The 20,305-nt window shown below is 67.6% G+C and carries 16 protein-coding genes; 10 read left to right on the top strand and 6 right to left on the bottom strand.

From position 1 onward, the window contains the following. Positions 1-66 precede the first annotated feature (66 nt). Genes ACIBG5_RS01235 through coxB form a run of 3 tightly spaced genes read right to left on the bottom strand, consistent with a single transcriptional unit; the run spans position 67 to position 3,130 of the window. Positions 67-462 carry a cytochrome c oxidase subunit 4 gene (locus ACIBG5_RS01235; protein ID WP_396389423.1) on the bottom strand — a complete coding sequence of 132 codons (396 nt, stop codon included), beginning with the start codon at positions 460-462 and terminating at the stop codon, positions 67-69. Further along, complete coding sequence (ctaD, locus tag ACIBG5_RS01230) at positions 459-2,240, bottom strand: cytochrome c oxidase subunit I (RefSeq protein WP_396389422.1); 1,782 nt, start codon at positions 2,238-2,240, stop codon at positions 459-461. The genes ACIBG5_RS01235 and ctaD overlap by 4 nt, the downstream gene beginning before the upstream one ends. Continuing rightward, on the bottom strand, positions 2,237-3,130 hold the full coding sequence (coxB, locus tag ACIBG5_RS01225; protein ID WP_396389421.1) for a cytochrome c oxidase subunit II: 894 nt from the start codon (positions 3,128-3,130) through the stop codon (positions 2,237-2,239). The genes ctaD and coxB overlap by 4 nt, the downstream gene beginning before the upstream one ends. A 94-nt stretch (positions 3,131-3,224) precedes the next feature. On the opposite strand from coxB, the gene ACIBG5_RS01220 reads away from it, so the two are divergent. The 6 genes from ACIBG5_RS01220 (at position 3,225) to pulA (ending at position 12,173) form a co-directional block, all read left to right on the top strand. Further along, on the top strand, positions 3,225-4,340 hold the full coding sequence (locus tag ACIBG5_RS01220; protein WP_396389420.1) for a cysteine desulfurase family protein: 1,116 nt from the start codon (positions 3,225-3,227) through the stop codon (positions 4,338-4,340). Further along, positions 4,337-4,549 (top strand): sulfurtransferase TusA family protein, encoded by a 213-nt coding sequence (locus ACIBG5_RS01215; protein ID WP_396389419.1) that lies wholly within the window; start codon positions 4,337-4,339, stop codon positions 4,547-4,549. The genes ACIBG5_RS01220 and ACIBG5_RS01215 overlap by 4 nt, the downstream gene beginning before the upstream one ends. A gap of 13 nt (positions 4,550-4,562) precedes the next feature. Continuing rightward, positions 4,563-5,132 (top strand): GNAT family N-acetyltransferase, encoded by a 570-nt coding sequence (locus tag ACIBG5_RS01210; RefSeq protein ID WP_396389418.1) that lies wholly within the window; start codon positions 4,563-4,565, stop codon positions 5,130-5,132. Next, positions 5,129-5,689, top strand: coding sequence for a GNAT family N-acetyltransferase (locus ACIBG5_RS01205; RefSeq protein WP_396389417.1), 561 nt, complete (start codon positions 5,129-5,131; stop codon positions 5,687-5,689). Before ACIBG5_RS01210 ends, ACIBG5_RS01205 begins: the two co-directional genes overlap by 4 nt. Then, positions 5,686-6,408 (top strand): SIR2 family NAD-dependent protein deacylase, encoded by a 723-nt coding sequence (locus ACIBG5_RS01200; RefSeq protein ID WP_396389416.1) that lies wholly within the window; start codon positions 5,686-5,688, stop codon positions 6,406-6,408. Before ACIBG5_RS01205 ends, ACIBG5_RS01200 begins: the two co-directional genes overlap by 4 nt. Positions 6,409-6,482: 74 nt before the next feature. Beyond that, the gene (gene pulA, locus ACIBG5_RS01195; RefSeq protein ID WP_396389415.1) at positions 6,483-12,173 is read left to right on the top strand and encodes a pullulanase-type alpha-1,6-glucosidase; all 5,691 of its coding nucleotides are present in this window, start codon (positions 6,483-6,485) and stop codon (positions 12,171-12,173) included. Here pulA and ACIBG5_RS01190 read toward each other — a convergent pair whose 3' ends face one another. Together ACIBG5_RS01190 and ACIBG5_RS01185 are read right to left on the bottom strand one after the other, a co-directional pair. Continuing rightward, positions 12,174-13,151: a serine hydrolase domain-containing protein gene (locus ACIBG5_RS01190; protein ID WP_396389414.1), complete on the bottom strand. Its 978-nt coding sequence runs from the start codon at positions 13,149-13,151 to the stop codon at positions 12,174-12,176. Positions 13,152-13,163: 12 nt separating this feature from the next. Continuing rightward, positions 13,164-13,535, bottom strand: a complete 372-nt coding sequence (locus tag ACIBG5_RS01185; protein ID WP_396389413.1) for a DoxX family protein — start codon at positions 13,533-13,535, stop codon at positions 13,164-13,166. Positions 13,536-13,612: 77 nt separating this feature from the next. On the opposite strand from ACIBG5_RS01185, the gene ACIBG5_RS01180 reads away from it, so the two are divergent. Together ACIBG5_RS01180 and ACIBG5_RS01175 are read left to right on the top strand one after the other, a co-directional pair. Further along, the gene (locus ACIBG5_RS01180; protein ID WP_396389412.1) at positions 13,613-14,467 is read left to right on the top strand and encodes an RNA polymerase sigma-70 factor; all 855 of its coding nucleotides are present in this window, start codon (positions 13,613-13,615) and stop codon (positions 14,465-14,467) included. A gap of 94 nt (positions 14,468-14,561) precedes the next feature. Then, complete coding sequence (locus ACIBG5_RS01175) at positions 14,562-15,962, top strand: serine hydrolase domain-containing protein (RefSeq protein WP_396389411.1); 1,401 nt, start codon at positions 14,562-14,564, stop codon at positions 15,960-15,962. A gap of 6 nt (positions 15,963-15,968) precedes the next feature. Here ACIBG5_RS01175 and ACIBG5_RS01170 read toward each other — a convergent pair whose 3' ends face one another. Further along, on the bottom strand, positions 15,969-16,970 hold the full coding sequence (locus tag ACIBG5_RS01170; RefSeq protein ID WP_396389410.1) for a LacI family DNA-binding transcriptional regulator: 1,002 nt from the start codon (positions 16,968-16,970) through the stop codon (positions 15,969-15,971). A gap of 177 nt (positions 16,971-17,147) precedes the next feature. Here ACIBG5_RS01170 and ACIBG5_RS01165 point away from each other — a divergent pair, with 177 nt between their 5' ends. Further along, positions 17,148-18,668: a hypothetical protein gene (locus ACIBG5_RS01165; RefSeq protein WP_396389409.1), complete on the top strand. Its 1,521-nt coding sequence runs from the start codon at positions 17,148-17,150 to the stop codon at positions 18,666-18,668. Between the two features lie 13 nt (positions 18,669-18,681). Continuing rightward, positions 18,682-20,256 (top strand): hypothetical protein, encoded by a 1,575-nt coding sequence (locus ACIBG5_RS01160; RefSeq protein ID WP_396389408.1) that lies wholly within the window; start codon positions 18,682-18,684, stop codon positions 20,254-20,256. The last annotated feature ends 49 nt before the right edge of the window (positions 20,257-20,305 follow it).

Here is a 20,305-nt window from a genome sequence, read left to right as displayed (position 1 = left end):
GCACCCCTTAAGACGCACGAAAGCGCCATCCGGTTGGCTTCCGGATGGCGCCCGTACGAGCTTCAACTAGTGAGCGTGGTCACCGCGGTAGTACTCGAAGATGAACCCCGACAGCGTGATGATGCCGATGCCGCAGCCGGCGATGAACAGCCACCAGCCGAACACGACGCCGAGGACGACGACCGCCAGGGTCAGCCCGCACCACAGCGGCCACCACGAGTACGGCGGGAAGAAGCCGAGCTCACCAGCGCCCTCCACGATCTCGGCTTCCTTGCGGTCCTCCGGCCGGGCGTCCATCCGGCGGGCCGTGATGCTCAGGTAGAACGCGACCAGCAGGGACAGGAAGAACGTCATCGTCAGTGCGGTGGTGCCGGTCGGGTCCTCCGACATCAGCCAGTAGATCGGCGTCACGACCAGCACGAACACGCTCAGGATCCCGAAGACCCAGGCTTCGACCTTCACGCCTTGTCCTTCCCCTCAGCGTCGGTATCGGCCACGACCTGCTCCAGGTGGTCGACCCGGCCCTGGTCCTCACCGGCGTCCAGCAGGTTGTCCGTGCCGGCCCGGTTGTCCGGGTACTCGGCCAGGGCAAGGTCTGCGTGGTGCAGGTCGAACGCGGGGCTCTCGGACCGGATCCGCGGCAACTGCTCGAAGTTGTGCCGCGGCGGCGGGGAACTGGTCGCCCACTCCAGCGAACGGCCCCAGCCCCACGGGTCATCAACGCCCACCTGCGGCGCCTTGCGCGACTTGTAGACGTTGTAGAAGAACGGCAGCATCGACAGGCCGAGGATGAAGGCACCGACGCTGGAGACCTCGTTCAGCGTGGTGAAGCCCTCGTTCGCGCCGTACGACGCGTAGCGCCGCGGCATGCCCTCGACACCCAGCCAGTGCTGCACCAAGAACGTGGTGTGGAAGCCGATGAACAGCAACCAGAAGTGCAACTTCCCCAGCTTCTCATCGAGCATCCGGCCGGTGAACTTCGGCCACCAGAAGTAGAACCCGGCGAACATCGCGAACACCACGGTGCCGAAGACGACGTAGTGGAAGTGCGCGACCACGAAGTACGAGTCGGACAGCTGGTAGTCCAGCGCCGGCGAGGCCAGGATGATGCCGGTCAGACCGCCGAAGAGGAAGGTCGTGAGGAAGCCCACCGACCACAGCATCGGGGTGTCGAACGACACCGACCCGCCCCAGATCGTGCCGATCCAGTTGAAGAACTTGACCCCGGTAGGCACCGCGATCAGGAACGTCATGAACGAGAAGAACGGCAGGTTCACCGCGCCGGTGACGAACATGTGGTGCGCCCAGACCGCCACCGACAGGACCGCGATACCGAGGGTCGCGGAGACCAGACCGATGTAGCCGAAGACCGGCTTGCGGCTGAACACCGGCAGGATCTCGGTGATGATGCCGAAGAACGGCAACGCGATGATGTACACCTCTGGATGCCCGAAGAACCAGAACAGGTGTTGCCAGAGCAATGGCCCACCGTTCGCGGCATCGAAGACGTGAGCCCCGAGGGCTCGATCCGCCTCCAGCATCAGCAGCGCGCCGGCCAGGATCGGGAACGCGATCAGCACGAGGATCGAGGTGACCAGGATGTTCCAGGTGAAGATCGGCATCCGGAACATCGTCATGCCAGGCGCCCGCATGGTGATGATGGTCGTGACGAAGTTGACCGCACCCAGGATGGTGCCCAGCCCGGCCATCCACAGACCCATGATCCACAGGTCACCGCCGATGCCCGGCGAGCGGACCGCGTTGGACAGCGGGGCGTAGGCGAACCAACCGAAGTCGGCCGCGCCGCCCGGCGTGAAGAACCCGCTGATGGTGATCAGGCCGCCGAACAGGAACAGCCAGAAGCTGAACATGTTCAGCCGCGGGAACGCGACGTCCGGGGCGCCGATCTGGATCGGCATGATCTCGTTCGCGAAGCCGACGAAGAGCGGTGTCGCGAACAGCAGCAGCATGATTGTGCCGTGCATGGTGAAGAGCTGGTTGTAGACCTCTTCGTTCACGATCTGCAGGCCCGGCTTGGCCAGCTCGGCGCGGATGAGCAGAGCCATCACACCGCCGATCAGGAAGAACGCGAACGACGTGATCAGATACATGTGGCCGATCAGCTTGTGGTCGGTGGTGGTCAGCCACTTGACCGCGATCTGGCCCTTGCTGCGCCGCCGCGGCAACGCGGTGATGCTGGTGCTACCGATAGCGCCGGTGCGCTCGGCGAGGTCGGTCACTTCTCCCCCTCCTGCTCCCCGTGACCGGGGATGGTGGTGGCGTCTTGTCCACCGGTGGCGGCGCCGGTCTGGCCCCTGGCGGCCAGGTCACGCAGATGCGCGTCGTACTCGTCCTTGGGTACCACCTTGACGGTGAAGACCATCCGGCTGTGGTAGAGCCCGCAGAGCTCGGCGCACTTGCCGGCGAAGGTGCCGGTCTTGGTCGGGGTCAGCTGGAACTTGTTCGTCCGGCCCGGGATGACGTCGAGCTTGAAGTAGAACGACGGCACCCAGAAGGAGTGGATGACGTCCGGCGAGGTCAGGTCGAACTGGACCGACTCGTTCACCGGCAGCCACAGTTCGGCCGGCTTCTGCAGCGTGCCGGTCTCCCAGACGCCTTCCTGCCCGTCGACGGTGTCCTTGTAGTTGAAGGTCCACTGCCACTGCTGGCCGACCACGTTGATCGTGTGCGACGGGTTGTTCGACATCGCCGTGACCTGGTTGCCGTGCTCGACGGTGTAGAAGAACAGCACGCCGATGATCGCGAACGGCGCCAGCGTGTAGAGAACCTCGAGCGGCAGGTTGTACCGGACCTGCCTGGGAGCCTCGTCGTTGCGCTTGTAGTAGCGCACGGAGACGTACAGGATCAGGCCCCAGACCAGCACACCGACGATCAGCGCCGCGATCCAGGCACCGATCCAGAGGCTGAGGACAGCCTCGGTCCGGTCCGATGCGCCCGGGGGGAGACCGAGTCGTTTCCACTGCTCCTTGGTCGCCGTTGAACAACCGGTCAGCAGCAGGGTGCCGAGCACCACTCCCGCACCGACCAGCAGGCGTCGCTTCGCCGGACGTGTGGCGCCGGCAAGACCTGCCGCGCGCTCGTCCACTCCGGGCGTGCCGTTCGAACCCACGGGGCGCCTTTCCCTTCCCAAGTGAGACTGACGACCAAACACTACTGGACACCTTTCGCGTTCTTGCGCACAGGTAGGGCTTAGCGTTTCCGGTGTGAGTGAGCGTGCGTATCTGGACGCGGCGTCGGCGGAGGCGTTACACCCGGCAGCGCGGGAAATGTTGCTCTCGGCAGTCGATTCCGGCTGGGCCGATCCGGTCCGCCTGCACCACGAGGGCCGGACCGCGCGACTGCTGCTGGACAACGCCCGGGCGGTCCTCGCCGACGCGGTCGGAGTGCGGCCCGACGAGCTGTTCCTGACCACCTCCGGTACGGCGGCCATCCACGCGGGACTGACCGCGGTCACGGCTGCCCGCAGGCGCGTGGGCGCTGCCGTTGTCCACAGTGCCGTCGAGCATTCCGCCGTACTGCACACCGCCGGGGACGCGGGAGTGGAGGTCGGCGTGGACATGGTCGGCCGGGTCGACCTGGATGCGTTCACGGATGCGGTGCGTGCGCCGGGTGTCGCGGTGGCGGCGCTGCAGTCCGCCAACCATGAGGTCGGTACGCGTCAGCCGATCGAAGCAGCCGCCGCGGCCTGTGGCGACGTACCGCTGTTCGTCGACGCGGCCGCGTCCATCGGACACGACGCCGTACCGACGGGATGGTCGGTGCTGACGGCAAGCGCCCACAAGTGGGGTGGGCCTGCCGGCGTCGGTCTGCTGGCAGTGCGGAAGGGAACCCGGATCGCGCCGGCCTGGCCGATGGACGAGCGCGAGGACGGCCTCTCCCCCGGTTTCCCGGACATCCCGAACACGCTCGCCGCCGCGGCTGCTCTCCAGGCCCGCCTCGCCGAAGCCGCCGACCTGAACAAGAACCACCGCGCCTGGATCGACGAGCTCAGGCAACGAGTGGCCACCGAGATCCCGGATGTCGAGGTGGTCGGCGACCCCGAAGACCGCCTGCCACACGTGCTCACCTTCTCCTGTCTCTACGTGGACGGTGAGGCACTCGTCACCGCCCTCGACGCGGAGGGCTTCTCGGTCTCCAGCGGTTCGGCCTGTACGTCGAGCACTCTGCGACCGTCCCACGTACTGGCAGCCATGGGCGTCCTCACCCACGGGAACGTCCGCGTCTCGCTGGCCAGAACCACGACGTACGACGAGATCGACCGGTTCTGCACGGTGTTGCCCGGGATCGTGCGCCGGATCCGCGCGGAGGTGGGGATGTGAACGTCGACCTGGACTGCCGCGGCCTGCTCTGCCCACTCCCGGTGATCAAGCTGGCCAAGACGCTACCCACCGTCGCGATCGGGGACACCGTCACCGTCCTCGCCGACGACCCGGCGGCCGCCACCGACATCCCAGCCTGGTGCCGGATGCGCTCCCAGGATCTCGTGTCGGCGGACGAAAACAGCTACGTCGTTCGACGGGTCAGCTGACAGACTGCCGACCGTGAGTGACTTCGCGGTGAAACCGACGCTGACGGGTGAGCTGGTCGTGTTGCGTCCGTTGGACGAGAGCGACTACGACGCGCTGGTGGCGGCGATGGCCGATCCCGAGGTGACCAGGTTCACCGATCCTCATGACGACGGCAGCGGCGTCGAGGAGGAGATGTACCGCGACTGGCTGCGGACCCGGAAGGAGCAGACCGATCGCCTCGACCTGGCGATCGTGTCGAAGGCGACCGGCCGCACCGTCGGTGAGGCGGTGCTGAACAAGTGGAGTCCGGACGACGAGTCGTGCAACTTCCGGATCATGATCGGCGCGGACGGCCGCGGCCAGGGGCTCGGGACCGAGGCGACCCGGATGATCGTCGACTATGCCTTCGAGCGGCTCGGGCTGTACCGGATCTCGCTCACCGTCTTCGCGTTCAACCCGCGCGGGCGGCGGGTGTACGAGAAGGCCGGCTTCGTCGAGGAAGGCCGGCTGCGGCAGGCGGTCGCCCTGGACGGCGAACGCCACGACGACATCATGATGTCGATCCTGGCCCCTGAGTGGCAGACGCTACGGTCGAAAGCGTGACCGACTTCGCGACGAAGCCGACTCTGACCGGAGAGCTCGTCGTACTGCGGCCGTTGGATGAGGGCGACTATGAGCCCATGGCTGCGGCGATGGCTGATCCGGAGGTTGCCCGGCTGACCGGGAGTCACGGCGAGATCGGCGAGGAGCGGGCACGCGAGTGGATGCGGACCCGGAAGGACCAGACCGACCGGCTCGACCTGGCCATCGTGGACAAGGCCACCGGGGCCGTCGTCGGTGAGGCGGTGCTGAACGACTGGGATCCGGACAACCGATGCTGCAACTTCCGGATCCTGATCGGCCCGGCCGGCCAGGGCCGCGGGCTCGGGACCGAGGCGACCAGGCTGATTGTCGGCTACGGCATCGAGGAGATCGGGCTGCACCGGATCAGCCTCGGTGTGTACGCCTTCAACCCGCGGGCGCAGCGGGCGTACGAGAAGGTCGGCTTCATGGTCGAGGGCCGGCTGCGGGACTCGCTGCTGTGGGAGGGCCAGTGGGTCGACGAGATCGTGATGTCGGTCTTGGCTCCGGACTGGAAGGCGCTACGTTCGGAACCGTGATCCATGCCGACCGTATCGCCGTACTGACCGGAGCCGGGATCTCGACCGCGTCCGGGATCCCCGACTTCCGCGGCCCGCAGGGAGTCTGGACGAAGAACCCGGCCGCGCAGGCGATGTTCGACATCGACGAGTACGTCGCCGGCCGCGCGGTCCGCGTGGAGGCGTGGAAGCACCGTCTCGCCGTACCGGTCTGGACGATGGAGCCGAACCCGGGCCACCAGGCGCTGGTGGAGCTCGAACGGCAGGGCCGTCTGACCGGACTGATCACCCAGAACGTCGACGGGCTGCATCAGAAGGCCGGCTCATCACCGGCCCTCGTCCACGAGTTGCACGGGACGGTCCGCTTCGTCGACTGCCTGGAGTGCGGGCGGCGGATCCCGATGGCCGACGTACTCGCCCGGCTGGACGCCGGCGACGAAGACCCTGCCTGCGAGGTGTGCGGCGGCATCCTCAAGTCGGCAACCGTCTCCTTCGGCCAGTCTCTGGACCGCCGCGTCCTCGACGCAGCCGTCGCGGCCACCGAGGCAGCCGATGTGTTCCTGGCCGTCGGCACATCCCTGCAGGTCTACCCGGCCGCCGGTCTGTGCGACATCGCCCTGAACGCCGGCAAACCCCTGATCATCCTCAACGCCGAGCCAACTCCGTACGACGAGGAGGCGACCAGCATCCTGCGCACGCCGATCGAGAGCACTCTGCCACGCCTCGTAACCCGACCGTGACATTCGAGCCCTCCTCACGGTGAAGGTCGCGGGTTAGCGTCCCGGCAGGCTCAGTCGGCTGGGAGGGGACCGGGATGCGCGGGTTCAGGCGATGGACGGCAGGGTTCACCGCGGTAGCGGTAGTCGTGCTCGGACTCGGTACGGCGGCACCGGCGCCCGCGCAGGTCGCGGCGGATCGGGTGATCACGCTGGCCGGGTCGCTGCAGAACGAGCTCGGCTGCGCGGGCGACTGGGATCCGGGCTGCGCGGCGACCAGTTTTGGCGCGGCCGCGCCGTACGGAGGGGTCTTCGACGTACCGGCCGGCTCGTACGAGTACAAGGTCGCGGTCAACGGGAGCTGGGACGAGAACTACGGCGCCGGCGGGGTGCTGAACGGCCCGAACATCCCATTGCGGATCGAGGGACCGGCCAAGCTCGCCTTCAGCTACGACGACACGAGCCACGTCGTGAGCGTGAAGCCGGTCGACCTGGCCGGGTCGGCAGTGACCCCGGCCGACAAGGCGCTGTCGTCACCGAGCCTGCGCCAGGACCTGACCAAGGAACGGTTCTACTTCCTGATGGCGGACCGGTTCGCCAACGGGGACAAGTCCAACGACGCCGGCGGGCTGACCGGCGACCGGCTGCAGACCGGCCTGGACCCCACCGACAAGGGCTTCTACCACGGTGGCGACCTGACCGGCGTGATCCAGAAGCTCGACTACATCAAGTCCCTCGGTACGACGTCCATCTGGCTCACACCGTCGTTCAAGAACCGGCCGGTTCAGGGCGCCGGTGCCGACGTGAGCGCCGGGTACCACGGCTACTGGATCACCGACTTCACCCAGATCGACCCGCACCTGGGCACCAACGCGGACATGAAACGGCTGATCGACCTGGCCCACCGCAAGGGCATGAAGGTCTTCTTCGACATCATCACCAACCACACCGCGGATGTGATCGCGTACCAGTCCGATCAGTACGGCTACATCTCGAAGTCCACGTCGCCGTACAAGGATGCTGCCGGCACCGAGTTCGACGACAAGACCTACGCCGGTGGCGACGTCTTCCCGCCGCTGGACCGGAACACGTCGTTCCCGAACGTTCCGGTGTTCCGCACCCCGGCCGACGAGACCGTGAAGGTGCCGGCCTGGCTGAACGATCCGACGCTGTACCACAACCGCGGCGACTCCACCTTCGCCGGCGAATCGGCGGAGTACGGCGACTTCGTCGGCCTGGACGACCTGTTCACCGAGCAGCCACGGGTCCGCGACGGGATGATCGACGTCTACCAGAGCTGGGCCGAGTTCGGCATCGACGGGTTCCGGATCGACACGGTCAAGCACGTCAACCTGGAGTTCTGGCAGAAGTTCTCGCCGCAGATCCTGGCCGCGGCCAAGGGCGCCGGCGCGAAGGACTTCTTCATGTTCGGCGAGGTGTTCGACGCCGACCCGAAGTTCATGTCGACGTACACCACGGCCGGTGCGCTGCAGGCCACCCTCGACTTCGGCTTCCAGCAGAACGCGGTGGCGTTCGCGAAGGGCGATCCGAGTACGAAGCTGCGCGACCTCTACGCGAACGACGACTACTACACCGACTCCGACTCGAACGCGTACCAACTGCCGACGTTCCTCGGCAACCACGACATGGGCCGGGTCGGCACGTTCCTCAAGCAGGGCGGTGCGAACGGCCAGGAGTTGCTCGCCCGCGACAAGCTGGCGCACTCGCTGATGTTCCTCACCCGCGGTCAGCCCGTCATCTACTACGGCGACGAGCAGGGCTTCACCGGTCCTGGTGGTGACAAGGACGCGCGGCAGGACATGTTCGCCACGAAGACGACCGACTACACCGACGACGAGGTCGTGGACGGCACCGGTACGACGACGATCGGCAGCCAGGACAGGTACGACGCCAGCGCGCCGATGTACAAGCACATCGCTGCACTGCAGAATCTGCGGGCGAAGTACCCGGCGCTGGCCGACGGGCGGCAGGTGCACCGGTACTCGTCGAACTCCGGCGGGCTGTACACGTTCAGCCGGCTCAGCAGCGACAACGTCGAGTACCTGGTGGTCGCGAACAACTCGTCGTCCGCGGCGTCTGCGACGATCCCGACGTACGGGTCGAACACCTCGTTCAAGCCGGTCTACGGTGGCTCCAAGTCGGTGCGGACCGACCGCGAGGGCCGGGTGCTGCTCAGCCAGGCGCCGCTGTCCGTGACCGTCTATCAGGCGCAGAGCAAGGTGCCGTCGCCGTCCGAGGCACCGGCTGTCTACATGAGCTCGCCGGAGCTCGGTGCGACGGTCGGCGGGCGTGCTGAGATCGCAGCCGCGGTCCCCGCGAACACTCCGGTGACGGTGACCTTCGGCTACCGGCCCGTGGGGACGACTGCGTGGCAGCGGCTCGGGGCTGACGACAACGCGCCGTACCGGGTGTTCCAGGACGTGTCCGGGGTGCCGAAGGGGACACTGCTCGAGTACCGCGCGGTGCTGCGGGACGTGTCGGGCCACTACTCGGTGTCCGGGTCGTACGGCGTCGTCGGCGACGCTGCTGCCCCGGGCGGCAGTGGTGGTGGCACCGGTCCGGTTGTGCAGCCCGCCAACGTCAGCGTGCCGGGCGACCACAACAGTGAGATGGGCTGCCAGGCGGACTGGTCGCCGGACTGCAACCAGGCGCAGCTGACGCTCGACCCGAAGGACAAGGTGTGGAAGGGCACCTACACCACCATCCCGGCTGGTGAACACGCCTACAAGGCGGCGATCAACAAGGCGTGGGACGAGAACTACGGTGCCGGTGGCAACCAGAACGGCGCCAACATCTCGTACATCGCGCCGGCCGCCGGGCCGGTGACGTTCTACTACGAGCACGGCAGGCACTTCGCCACGTCCAGTGCGGAGGGGCCGATCATCACGGTGCCGGGTTCGTTCCAGTCGGAGCTGGGTTGTCCGGCCGACTGGGATCCGGCCTGCATGCGACCGTGGCTGACAGACGAGAACGGCGACGGCACCTACACCTGGTCCACCAGCGAGCTGAAAGCGGGCAGTTATGAGGCGAAGGTCGCACACAACCTGTCCTTCGACGAGAGCTACCCGGCCAACAACGTTCCGATCACTGTGCCGGCGGACGGCCTGGTCGTCACGTTCTCGTACGTGCTCGCGACCCACGCGCTCACTGTGACGACGGCGAAGCCCGGTGCGCAGCCCGACCTGAGCCAGGCCAAGGCCTACTGGCTCGGCCGCGACCTGCTCGCCGTACCACCGGTTCCACACCCGGAGCGGTCGCGCTGGCGACTGCACTGGTCGGATGGCGGCTCTCTGAAGGTGGACGCGGACGACATCGGTGGTACGTCGGCAGGACTGCGCTATGACAGCGGCGGGATCCCTGCTGCGGTCCTGGCGAAGTTCCCAGCGCTCAAGGGGTACACAGCGCTCAGACTGGATCACGCTGACGCCCGCAAGATCCTGACCGGGCAACTCGGGCTCGCCCAGTACGACGACGCCGGGCGTCTGCTCGACGCGACCGGCGTACAGATCCCCGGGGTCCTTGACGACCTGTACGGCGGGTCGGCGGCTGGGCGCTCGTTCGGCGTGACCTGGCAGGGTGGCGCGCCGGGGTTCACGCTGTGGGCGCCGACTGCACAAAAGGTCAATCTGCTGGTCGGATCGCAGACAATCGCCATGCAGCGCGGCGACGACGGATCGTGGTCCGCCAGCGGGCCACGGTCCTGGAAGAACGCCGCCTACCGCTACCAGGTGACCGTGTTCGCACCGTCGACGGGCAAGGTGGAGACCAACGTCGTCACCGATCCGTACTCGGTCGCGCTCACGACCGATTCGGCGTACTCGGTCGCTGTCGATCTGAACGATCCGGCCGGGAAGCCCGCGCTCTGGTCGAGTACGCCGTCGCCGAAGCTCGCGCGTGCGGTCGATTCGACAATCTACGAACTGCATGTCCGCGACTTCTCGATCAGCGACAGCACCGTGCCGGCCGCACACCGTGGCACCTACCTCGCCTTCGCGGACGAGGGCAACGGGACGAAGCATCTGCGTGCGCTCGCGGCAGCCGGGCTCAACACCGTGCACCTGTTGCCGACATTCGACATTGCATCGATCCCGGAGACCGGGCAACAATCGCCCGCGTGTGATCTGAAGGCGCTGCCGCCGGACTCCGAGCAGCAGCAGGCCTGCGTGACCGCGGTCGCGGCGAAGGACGGCTTCAACTGGGGCTACGACCCGTACCACTGGCTCGCGCCCGAAGGTTCGTACGCGACCCAGCGCGACGGTCTCGCCCGCGTCGCCGAGTTCCGCACGATGGTCGGCGGACTGCACAAGTCCGGGCTGCGCGTCGTACTCGATCAGGTCTACAACCACACCCCGGCGGCCGGTCAGGCGCCGACGTCGGTGCTGGACAAGGTCGTGCCCGGGTACTACCAACGGCTCAACGCGACCGGGAAGGTCGAGACGTCGACCTGCTGCAGCAACATCGCGACCGAGCACGCGATGGCCGAGAAGATCATGGTCGACAGCACGGTCAGCTGGGCCCGGAACTACCGCGTCGACGGGTTCCGGTTCGACCTGATGGGTCACCACAGCAAGGCCAACATGCTGAAGGTCCGGGCCGCGCTCGACCAACTGACCCTCGCCAAGGACGGTGTCGACGGCAAGAAGATCTACCTGTACGGCGAGGGCTGGAACTTCGGCGAAGTGGCGAACGACGCGCTGTTCGTCCAGGCCCGCCAGGGGAACCTCGGCGGCACCGGGATCGGCACGTTCTCCGACCGGCTCCGGGACGCGGTCCGCGGTGGTGGTCCGTTCGACGAGAACCCGCGGATCCAGGGCTTCGGCTCCGGCGCCGCGAGCGACCCGAACGGCGACTCGGTGAACGGCTCGGAAGCGGACCGCGCGAAACGGCTCGCCCACGACACCGACCTCGTCCAACTCGGTCTGGCCGGCAATCTGCGCGCGTTCAGCTTCACGTCGGCCGAGACCGGTGCGGTCGTCCGCGGCGACGGGGTCGACTACAACGGTTCGCCGGCGGGGTACGCCGACCAGCCGGACGAGGTGATCACGTACGTCGATGCCCACGACAACGAGACGTTGTGGGACTCACTGACCTACAAGTTGCCGCTGGCAATGACGATGCCGGACCGGATCCGGATGAACACGATGTCGCTGGCAACGACCGCGCTGGCGCAGACCCCGTCGTTCTGGCACGCCGGTGCGGACATGCTGCGGAGCAAGTCGCTGGATCGCAACTCGTACGACTCCGGCGACTGGTTCAACACGCTCGACTGGACCGGCGCCGACAACGGCTTCGGCCACGGCCTGCCGCCGAAGCCGGACAACGAGGCCAAGTGGCAGTACATGCGCGTACTCCTCGCCAACCCAGCCCTGAAGCCGACCGCCGCGGACGTCGCGACCGCCTCCGCCGCGGCGGACGACCTCCTCAAGCTCCGCTTCTCCACTCCCTTGTTCCGCCTGGGCTCCGCGGACCTGATCAACCAGAAACTCAGCTTCCCCCTGAGCGGCACAACCCCCGGCGTCGTCACCATGCACATCGACGACACCACCGGCCCCGACGTCGACGCGTCCCTGAAGGGCGTCCTGGTCGTCTTCAACACCACCGCCTCGACCGTCACCCAGACAATCCCCGCCCTGGCCGGCCAGCCCCTCTCCCTCTCATCCATCCAGTCCACCGGCTCGGACCCTGTCGTCAAACAAACAACCTGGACCCCCGGCACCGGCACAGCCACGGTTCCACCCCGCACGGTCGCCGTACTCGTGCAGCGATAGTCACCCGAGGAGACCGGCCAGCACCTGGTCGGTCTCCGGTGGATTGGCGTTGGTGCCTGTGTAGGACAGGGTGAGCTGCTTGGACAGGTCGGCGGAGTGGTAGCTGACGGTCAGGTAGCCGAAGAATCCGCCGGTGTGGCCCCACACGACCTGACCGTCAGGCAGCTCGTGCCGTTCGATGCCGAGGCCGTAGCCGTAGCGTTCGCCCGACGGTACGACGGTCAGCATCGCCTCCTGCTCAGCCTTCGCCAGTAGCTCACCGGCCAGCACGGCCGCGTAGAAGCGGTCGAGATCCGCGGCTGTCGAGACGATCGCTCCGGCCGCCCAGGCCTGGGACGGGTTGATCCGCGCCAGGTCCACCGGTTCGCCGTCGACGGTCAAGTAGGCGCTGGCGTGTGGGTCAGGCAGGTCCAGGTCGTCCCCTGGCACCACGGTCCGCTGGAGCCCGAGTGGTCGCAGGATCCGGCTCGCCACCTCATCGCCGTACCCGCTGCCCGTCGCGGCCTCGATCAGCAGCCCGAGGGCGATGTAGTTGGTGTTCGAGTACGACCAGGAGCTTCCCGGCTCGAACAGCCTCGGCTTCCCGAGTCCCGTCCGCAGCGCGTCCTGCGGATCGCGGTGCCGGAAGCGATTCCGGACGATCGCGGCCGGCTCCGGGAGATCGTCGGTGTAGTTGTAGAGCCCACTCGTGTGATTGAGCAACTGCCGCAGGCTGATCGTGTCCGGCACACCGGGTACCCACTTCGCCACCGATTCGTCGAGTCGCAGCTTGCCCTCGCCCACCAGCTGCAGGACCACGACGGCCGTGAACGTCTTCGTGATGCTCCCGACCCGGAACCACCCGTCCGGGTCGACCGGCCGATCGGTGCCGAGCTCCGCCACGCCGCTGGAGCCGATCCAGGTCTGTTCGGGAGACCGGTAGTGCAGGAGCACCCCTGCCGCGCCGTCGGTCACCAACGAGTCGAGGTACGTCTGCATGCCCCCACTGTGTCAGGTCAGGGCGGCGAAGCGGCTGGCGGCTACGAAGGCGGCGAGGGCCAGGAGGGTGGTGTTGGCGGCTACTGGTTTGGGTTCCCGGAGGGAGGCGTGGGAGGTCGCGGCGCCGATCATGACGAAGGCGAGGCCGACCGCAGCCAGCGGCGTGAGGACGCGGGCTGTGTCGGTCAGCCACGGCGCGAAGAGACCGGCGACGGCGAACAACTCGCAGATCGCGACGGCCCGAACGAGGGGCATCGGGAACGGCGCGATGCCGGTCTGACCGGTCGCGATCAGGCGATCGCGGGACATCGTGGACTTGGCGACACCGGAGACCGTGAAGACCACGGCCAGGACGCCGGTGAAGATCCAGGTGACTGTGTTCATGTGGATTGCAGACGATCGGACAATCGATCGTGTGACAGTGTCACTGAGAGACCGCCTCGATCGTCTGTGAAGGTGTGATGGAGGAACTCAGGCCACTGCTGCTGTCGATCGCGTACCGGATGCTGGGGAGCTTCGGCGACGCGGAGGACGTCGTCCAGGAGGCCTATCTCCGGCTGCACCGCGAAGAGGACGTCGAGTCACCGAAGGCGTTCCTCACCACCGTCACGACCCGGCTCGCGATCGACCAACTGCGGTCCGCGCGCCGCAAGCGCGAGCTGTACGTCGGCCCGTGGCTGCCCGAGCCCGCCGTCGACGAGTACGTCGACCTCGCCGACCGAGCCGCGCTGTCGGACTCGCTGTCGACCGCGTTCCTCGTCGTCCTCGAGCGGCTCTCCCCCGACCAGCGTGCGGTGTTCCTCCTCTGCGACGTCTTCGGCTACCCGTACGACGAGGTCGCGGGCATGATCGGCAAGACCCCGTCAGCCTGCCGCCAACTCGCCGTACGCGCGCGCCGCCGGCTCGCCGACGAGCGCCCGCGCTTCGACGCATCCCGTCAGGAAAGAGACGAGCTCGTACGGCGCTTTGTTGCGGCGGCGCAGCGTGGTGAGCTCGAGGAGCTGGTCGAGTTGCTGACACCGGACGCGACGTTCACCGGCGACGGCGGAGGGAAGGGTGGATTCCCCCGGCCGGTGCATGGTGCGCAGAACGTCGCCCGGATGCTGGTCGGTGCCTTCGTCAAACTTCGCGATCTTGAGCTGACGGTCGAGCCAGTGCACGTCGGCGGTCAGCCCGCAGTCCGCGTCCGCGACGTCGCGAACCGCACGGCCGCCGTCTGGTCCTTCGTCGTTGCTGAGGGCCAGATCACCACCATCCACGGCGTGGTCAACCCCGACAAGCTCGACCACCTCCAACCGTCAGAGCACCAGAGCTGACGACCCATCGTCGGCCACGGCGTCCAAGATCACGGCTGCCCGCCTGGTAGAACGCACCTGATATTTGTCCGATCGGGGAGATAACGTGCCTGGGGTGAGCAGCCTTCCACGGAGTACCCCAGAGGACCAGGGACTGTCCGGTGCCGCGCTCGACACCTTTGTCGCCGCACTGGACGCGTCCGAGCCGGAGATCCAGACCGTGATGCTGCTGCAGCACGGTCACGTCGTACTCGAGGAGGAATGGTCGCCGTACCGGCTGACCGATCCGCATCTGCTGTTCTCGGTGTCGAAGAGCTTCACCTCGACCGCGGTCGGGCTCGCGATCGACTCCGGCCTGCTGGCGCTGGACGACAAGGTGATCTCGTTCTTCGAGGCCGATGAGCTGCCGGAGACGATCAGCGACAACCTGGCCGCGATGACGGTCCGGCATCTGCTCACCATGACGACCGGCCACAGCGAGGACACCGTCGCGGCGCTCTCGCGGGACCGCCGGATGGTCAAGATCTTCCTCGGCCTCGACGTCGACCACGAGCCGGGCACGGTGTTCGTCTACAACAGCGGCGCGACGTACATGCTGTCCGCGATCCTGCAGCGGCTGACCGGTGAGCGGCTGTTCGACTATCTGAAGCCGCGGCTGTTCGAGCCGCTCGGGATCACCGAGGCGACCTGGCAGGTGTCGAGGGAGGGCATCACCGTCGGCGGCTGGGGGCTGAGCATCAACACCGAGTCGCTGGCGAACTTCGGGCAGCTCCTGCTGCAGCACGGCGCCTGGGAGGGCAAGCAACTCGTCCCGGCCGAGTGGTACGAGGCTGCGACCTCCAAGCAGGTGCCCAACGACGATCAGGAGAATCCGGACTGGCAGCAGGGCTACGGCTTCCAGTTCTGGCGCGGGCGGAACAACACCTACCGCGGCGACGGCGCGTTCGGTCAGTTCGTCATGGTCCTCCCCGACCACGACGCGGCCCTGATTGTCACCAGCGCGACGGGCGACATGCAGGCCATCGTCGACACGGTCTGGGACCACCTGCTTCCCGCGCTCGAGGGCAAGGAGGTCACGCCCGTGACCCGGCCCGATCGGCTCGAGCTGCCGCCGCCGACCGGTCCTGCGCCGGCGGGCGGCGACGGGCAGACGTACCGGTTCGCGGAGAACGTCGCCGGGCTGACGGCGGTTCGCCTCGACCCCGACGGGACCGGCACGTTCTCGCTGCTCGGTGTCGAGCGGGATTCGGACGGGCCGACCGACATCGTGTGCGCGGTCGGCGACTGGCGTGAGCAGTCGAGTCACGGCGTACTCCTGGACGCGGTCGCCCCGGAGGTGCAGCGCGTCGTGACCAGTGCCTACGGTGACGGCGACGCGTTCGTCGCGACGATCCGTTGGCTCGAGACGCCGTTCGTCGCGAAGCTCGCTTGCCGCACGGCCGACGGGCGGATGACGATCGACGTCAACCTCAATGTGTCCTTCGGCCCGACCGACTTGACGTTCACATCGGAGTGACGATCGTCAGTCGGCGGGTGCGGCCGTCGACTGCCGAACGATGAGCGACGCGGGCAGGAGCTCCTCCTGGGGCACCTGCCCGGTCTCCAGCTGCTGATGGAGACCGGCCCAGGCGCGGCGGCCGAGCTCCTCCTTCGGCAGACTGACGGTGGTCAGCGGTGGCCCGAGGAACGCGGCGACCGGGATATCGTCGAATCCGACAACGGACAGCCGCGACGGCACGTCCATCTCGAGCTCCCGCAGCCGGGCCAGCGCACCGATCGCCACCAGGTCGTTGAAGGCGATCACCGCCGTCACGCCCTGATCGAGCAGCTCGGGCAGCTTGGCGTGACCGTCGTCGCTCGTCGACCCCGCCTCCGTCGACGACACCTTGACGCCGAGGTCCGCGGCCGCCGTACTCAGGCCCTCTCGCCGCAGGCCGTCCGACCACGACGTGCCAGGACCTCCGAGGTAGCCGATCTGCCGGTGACCGAGCTCGGCGAGGTGCGCGACGGCCTGGCGCATGCCCGCCGCCGAGTCGATCCCCACGGTCCCGAACGGCAGGGCGCCCACCGAGCGGTTCGTGCACACGATCGGTACACCGAGCGCCGGCAACGTGGCGAGACTGCTCTGCGGCATTCGCGGTGAACACAGGATGATGCCGTCGCAACTACCCGCCAACTGAGCCACGAGCTGCAGTTCCTGGTCGGCGTCCTCACCGGAATCCACCACCAGCAAGCGATGATCACCGGCCGACACCTCCTCGGCCAATCCCTTGAGCACGTGCGGGAAGAACGGGTTCGCCAGATCGGGGACGACGACGCCGATCGTGCTGGTCACGCCACGCCGGAAGTCCCGGGCGACCATGTTCGGCCGGTAGCCGAGCTCGGTCGCCGCCTTCCGCACCCGGGTCGCCAGCACCTCGTCGGCGACCGGTCGCCCGTTCAGCACCCGCGACACGGTCGAGATCGACACCTCGGCCTGACGCGCGATATCGACGATCGTCGTGCGCTTCCCGGATCTGGTCACGGTCCTCCCCTACAGGTCTGCGGGCACGAGGCTACCCGCAGCGCGCGGTCAGCGAGTCGCGGGAAGTTCGTCACGCCCGAGGGGTTGACATGGTCAGAATCTCACAGAAGTCTAATCAGACAACGTTTTCTCAGCCACTCCGGTGCCCGCGGCCGGAGCCTCCCCAGAGGTTGAATGATGAGCCGACGCCGCCCCAGGCGCCGGGCGGTCGTTGCCGCCCTCGCGCTGTTCGCCCTCCCCCTGACCTTGCTCGCACCCAGCACTCCGCACGCCGGTGCCGCGCCCGTGGCCGACGTACTCCCCGCTGCGCCGACGGCGGTGGCGCGCGACTTCGTCGGGCTGAGCATCGAGTGGTCGCTGATCGAGCGCTACATGGGTCCGACCGCCCGGCCGGCGTTCGTCCAACTGCTGCGGAACCTCGGCAGTGGCGTACTGCGCATCGGCGGTTCGTCCCAGGATCTGATGCCGTTCGACCCGGCCGCACCGAACACCGACGAGATCATCACACCCGAGGATCTGCGCAACATCCGCGCGACGCTCGACCAGGCGAGCCACGGCCGCGACGCCTGGCGGGTTGTGCTCGGCACGGCGATGTCACCGCCGAAGGAGACGCGGCCGTTCGTCAGCCCTGAGCACGCCAAGGCGTTCGCGACCGCGGTTCGCCAGACCTTCCGGCCCGGCCAGGTGATCGGCATCGAACTCGGCAACGAGCCCGATCTGTCGTACGGCACCTCCGGCCTCGACCGGTACGTCGCGGACCTGCCCGTGTACGCCGCGGCGATCAGCCCGACCAAGGCGATCACGCCGAACACGAGCGAGGACATCCTGCCCTGGCAGCAGATCCACGAACGCACAGTCCCGACTCGATGGTTCTGGAACTGGCAGCAGATCCTCGACACTCACCGTCCGGTCCACAGCAGCGACCATTTCTATCCGCTCGCGCGGACCTGTGTGAACAAGCCGTACCGCTGCCCGTCCATCCCCGCGCTCCTGTCCGCAGAGCACCTCGCGAGCCTCGACTACCAGGTGGCGGTGCACAGCGCCGACGCGGCTCAGCGCGGCCTGACCTACCGCCTCGAGGAGACCAACACGGCCGCAGGTCGTGGCGCGGACGGCGTGAGCAACGTGGCCGCGAGCGCGACGTACGCCGTGGACATGATGTTCCACGTCGCCTGCCCGCAGCCGCCGGACCAACCCCGTAGTAACGCCGACTGCCGGATCGGCGGGGTCGGCGTCAACCTGCACAACGCCGAGGTCCGCGCGTTCTTCGAACCCGAGGAAGGCAACGGCTACTACAACGCCGTCAACTACGACCCGTCCCCAGCGATCGGTGCACCCACCGCACAACCGGAGTACTACGCTCTGCTCCTCTTCTCGCACTTCGTTCAGGGCGCAATGACGCTGCGGCCGGTCGACACCGGCACCGAGGTCCAGGGGTGGCGCGCCGACGGCCGCCTGGTCCTGATCAACAAGACCAACCAGCCGATCACTGTCGCTACACCACGTGGCTTCGTCGACCGGTTGACGCCGTACGACCCGACCGGTGCCGGCCGGATGCTCGACGCGCCACAGGTCCGCATCGACGGGCAGGCGGTCCGGGCCGACGGCAGTTGGTCCGGGTTCCGGCCTCGACTCACCCATCAGACCGCCACCACCCTCGTGCCCGGCGAGGTCGTTGTCATCAGCAATCATCCGTGAGGAGACCGCCCCGATGAGATCCCTGCTCGCCACCACCCTGGCGGTGGCGCTCGCCAGTACCGGAACGCTGGTCGCCGGCGCCGCCCTGCCACCCACCAGCGACACACCGCCGGCCTCCAGCGAGGTTCGGCTGACCGTCACCAGCGACTGGACCAACGCTTCGATCACCGGTGACAACCAAGGCTTCTCGGTCGAGTCCGCCGACTTCGCGCATGGATACCTGACCCGCCAACGCATGGCGCAGCGGCTGAAGACCCTCGGACCGGGCGTACTGCGCCTCGGCGGCTACTCGATGGATCTGGTCTGGCCGGCGTTCGGCGCCGCGAAGGACACTCCGGCGCCCGATTGGGCGATCGGTGGCACCGTCGACCAGGGCGACTTCACCCAGCTCCGTTCCCTGCTGCACGAGTCCGGCTGGAAGGTCACTCTGGGAGCGCCGCTGCTCTCGGTGCTCAACGGACAGGTCACTCTCGACCAAGTCATCGAGGAGGTCGCTGCCGCCCACGCGACCCTCGGCGACGACCTGCTCTCGGTTGAACTGGGCAACGAGTACGACCACGTCACGACGCTGACGCCGGCGCAGTACTGGGACACGATGAAGCAGTACGCCGCGGCGATCCGGCAACGGTTGCCATACGCAACGATCAAGCTGACCGGGCCATCGGCGAACACCGCGAAGACGAACACGAAACTGGACGAGTTCACCGCTGCCGTCGCCGCGGACACCAGCGTCAAGCCGGACCAGGTGATCAGTGAGATCGCCTCGCACTGGTACCCGGGCAGCCATTGCGGCTCGTCCAACCTGACCATCCCGCAGTTGATGTCGGCCACGACACACCTCAACACCGACGCCAAACTGCAGGGCATCATGCAGCTGAGCAGTCGGCTGCCGCGCATCCCGATGACGATCAACGAGTCCAACAGCGCGTCGTGCAGCGGTCAGCCCGGCGTCAGCACCAGCTATGCGACGTCCCTGTGGTCGCTCGACTACCTGCTCCAGACTGCTCAGAGCGGTGTGAGCCGAGTGCAGTTCCACACCAACACGGCCGCCATCTGTGGTGACTTCAAGCCGCGCGACTCGCCGGAGTACCCGATCTCGTACCGGTACTACGGTGCGTTCTGCGCCGCCGATCAGGCCGCGATGGACAAGGGCGAGCTGTCCGCGACACCGCTGTACTACGGCATCTGGGCGTTCCGTCAGGTGCCTCGCGGCCGGTTCGTCGACCTCGGCCTGCCGGACACCGAGCTCGGCAAGCTGCGGGCGTACGGCGTCGAGGATCGGCACGGCGACCTGACCGTCGTACTGATCAACGTCCAGGACCCGGCCGCGGCGGACAGCACCGCCTCGCGCGTCACGCTCGACCTGCCCTCGCGGTTCCGTCACGGCAAGAGCGTCACGCTGCGATCGAGCGACGCCGCGGGCCTCGCCTCGTCGGACGCCTCGAAGGTCACGCTCGGCGACCGGCAGATCCGTCCGAACGGCACGGCCACCGGCTCGCCGGTCGGTCAACGGGTCCCGGTGGACGGCAACACACTGACCGCCACGGTCCAGGCAGGCACCGCACAACTCATCACCTTGACTCGCTGACCCCTCCCCCAGCGTGCGTCGTGCCCCGGCCTGGCGGGGCACGACGCAC

Source organism: Kribbella sp. NPDC050241 (assembly GCF_044459685.1).
In the GTDB taxonomy this organism is placed as follows: Bacteria; Actinomycetota; Actinomycetes; order Propionibacteriales; family Kribbellaceae; genus Kribbella.
This window is presented reverse-complemented; position numbering and strand designations above follow the sequence as displayed.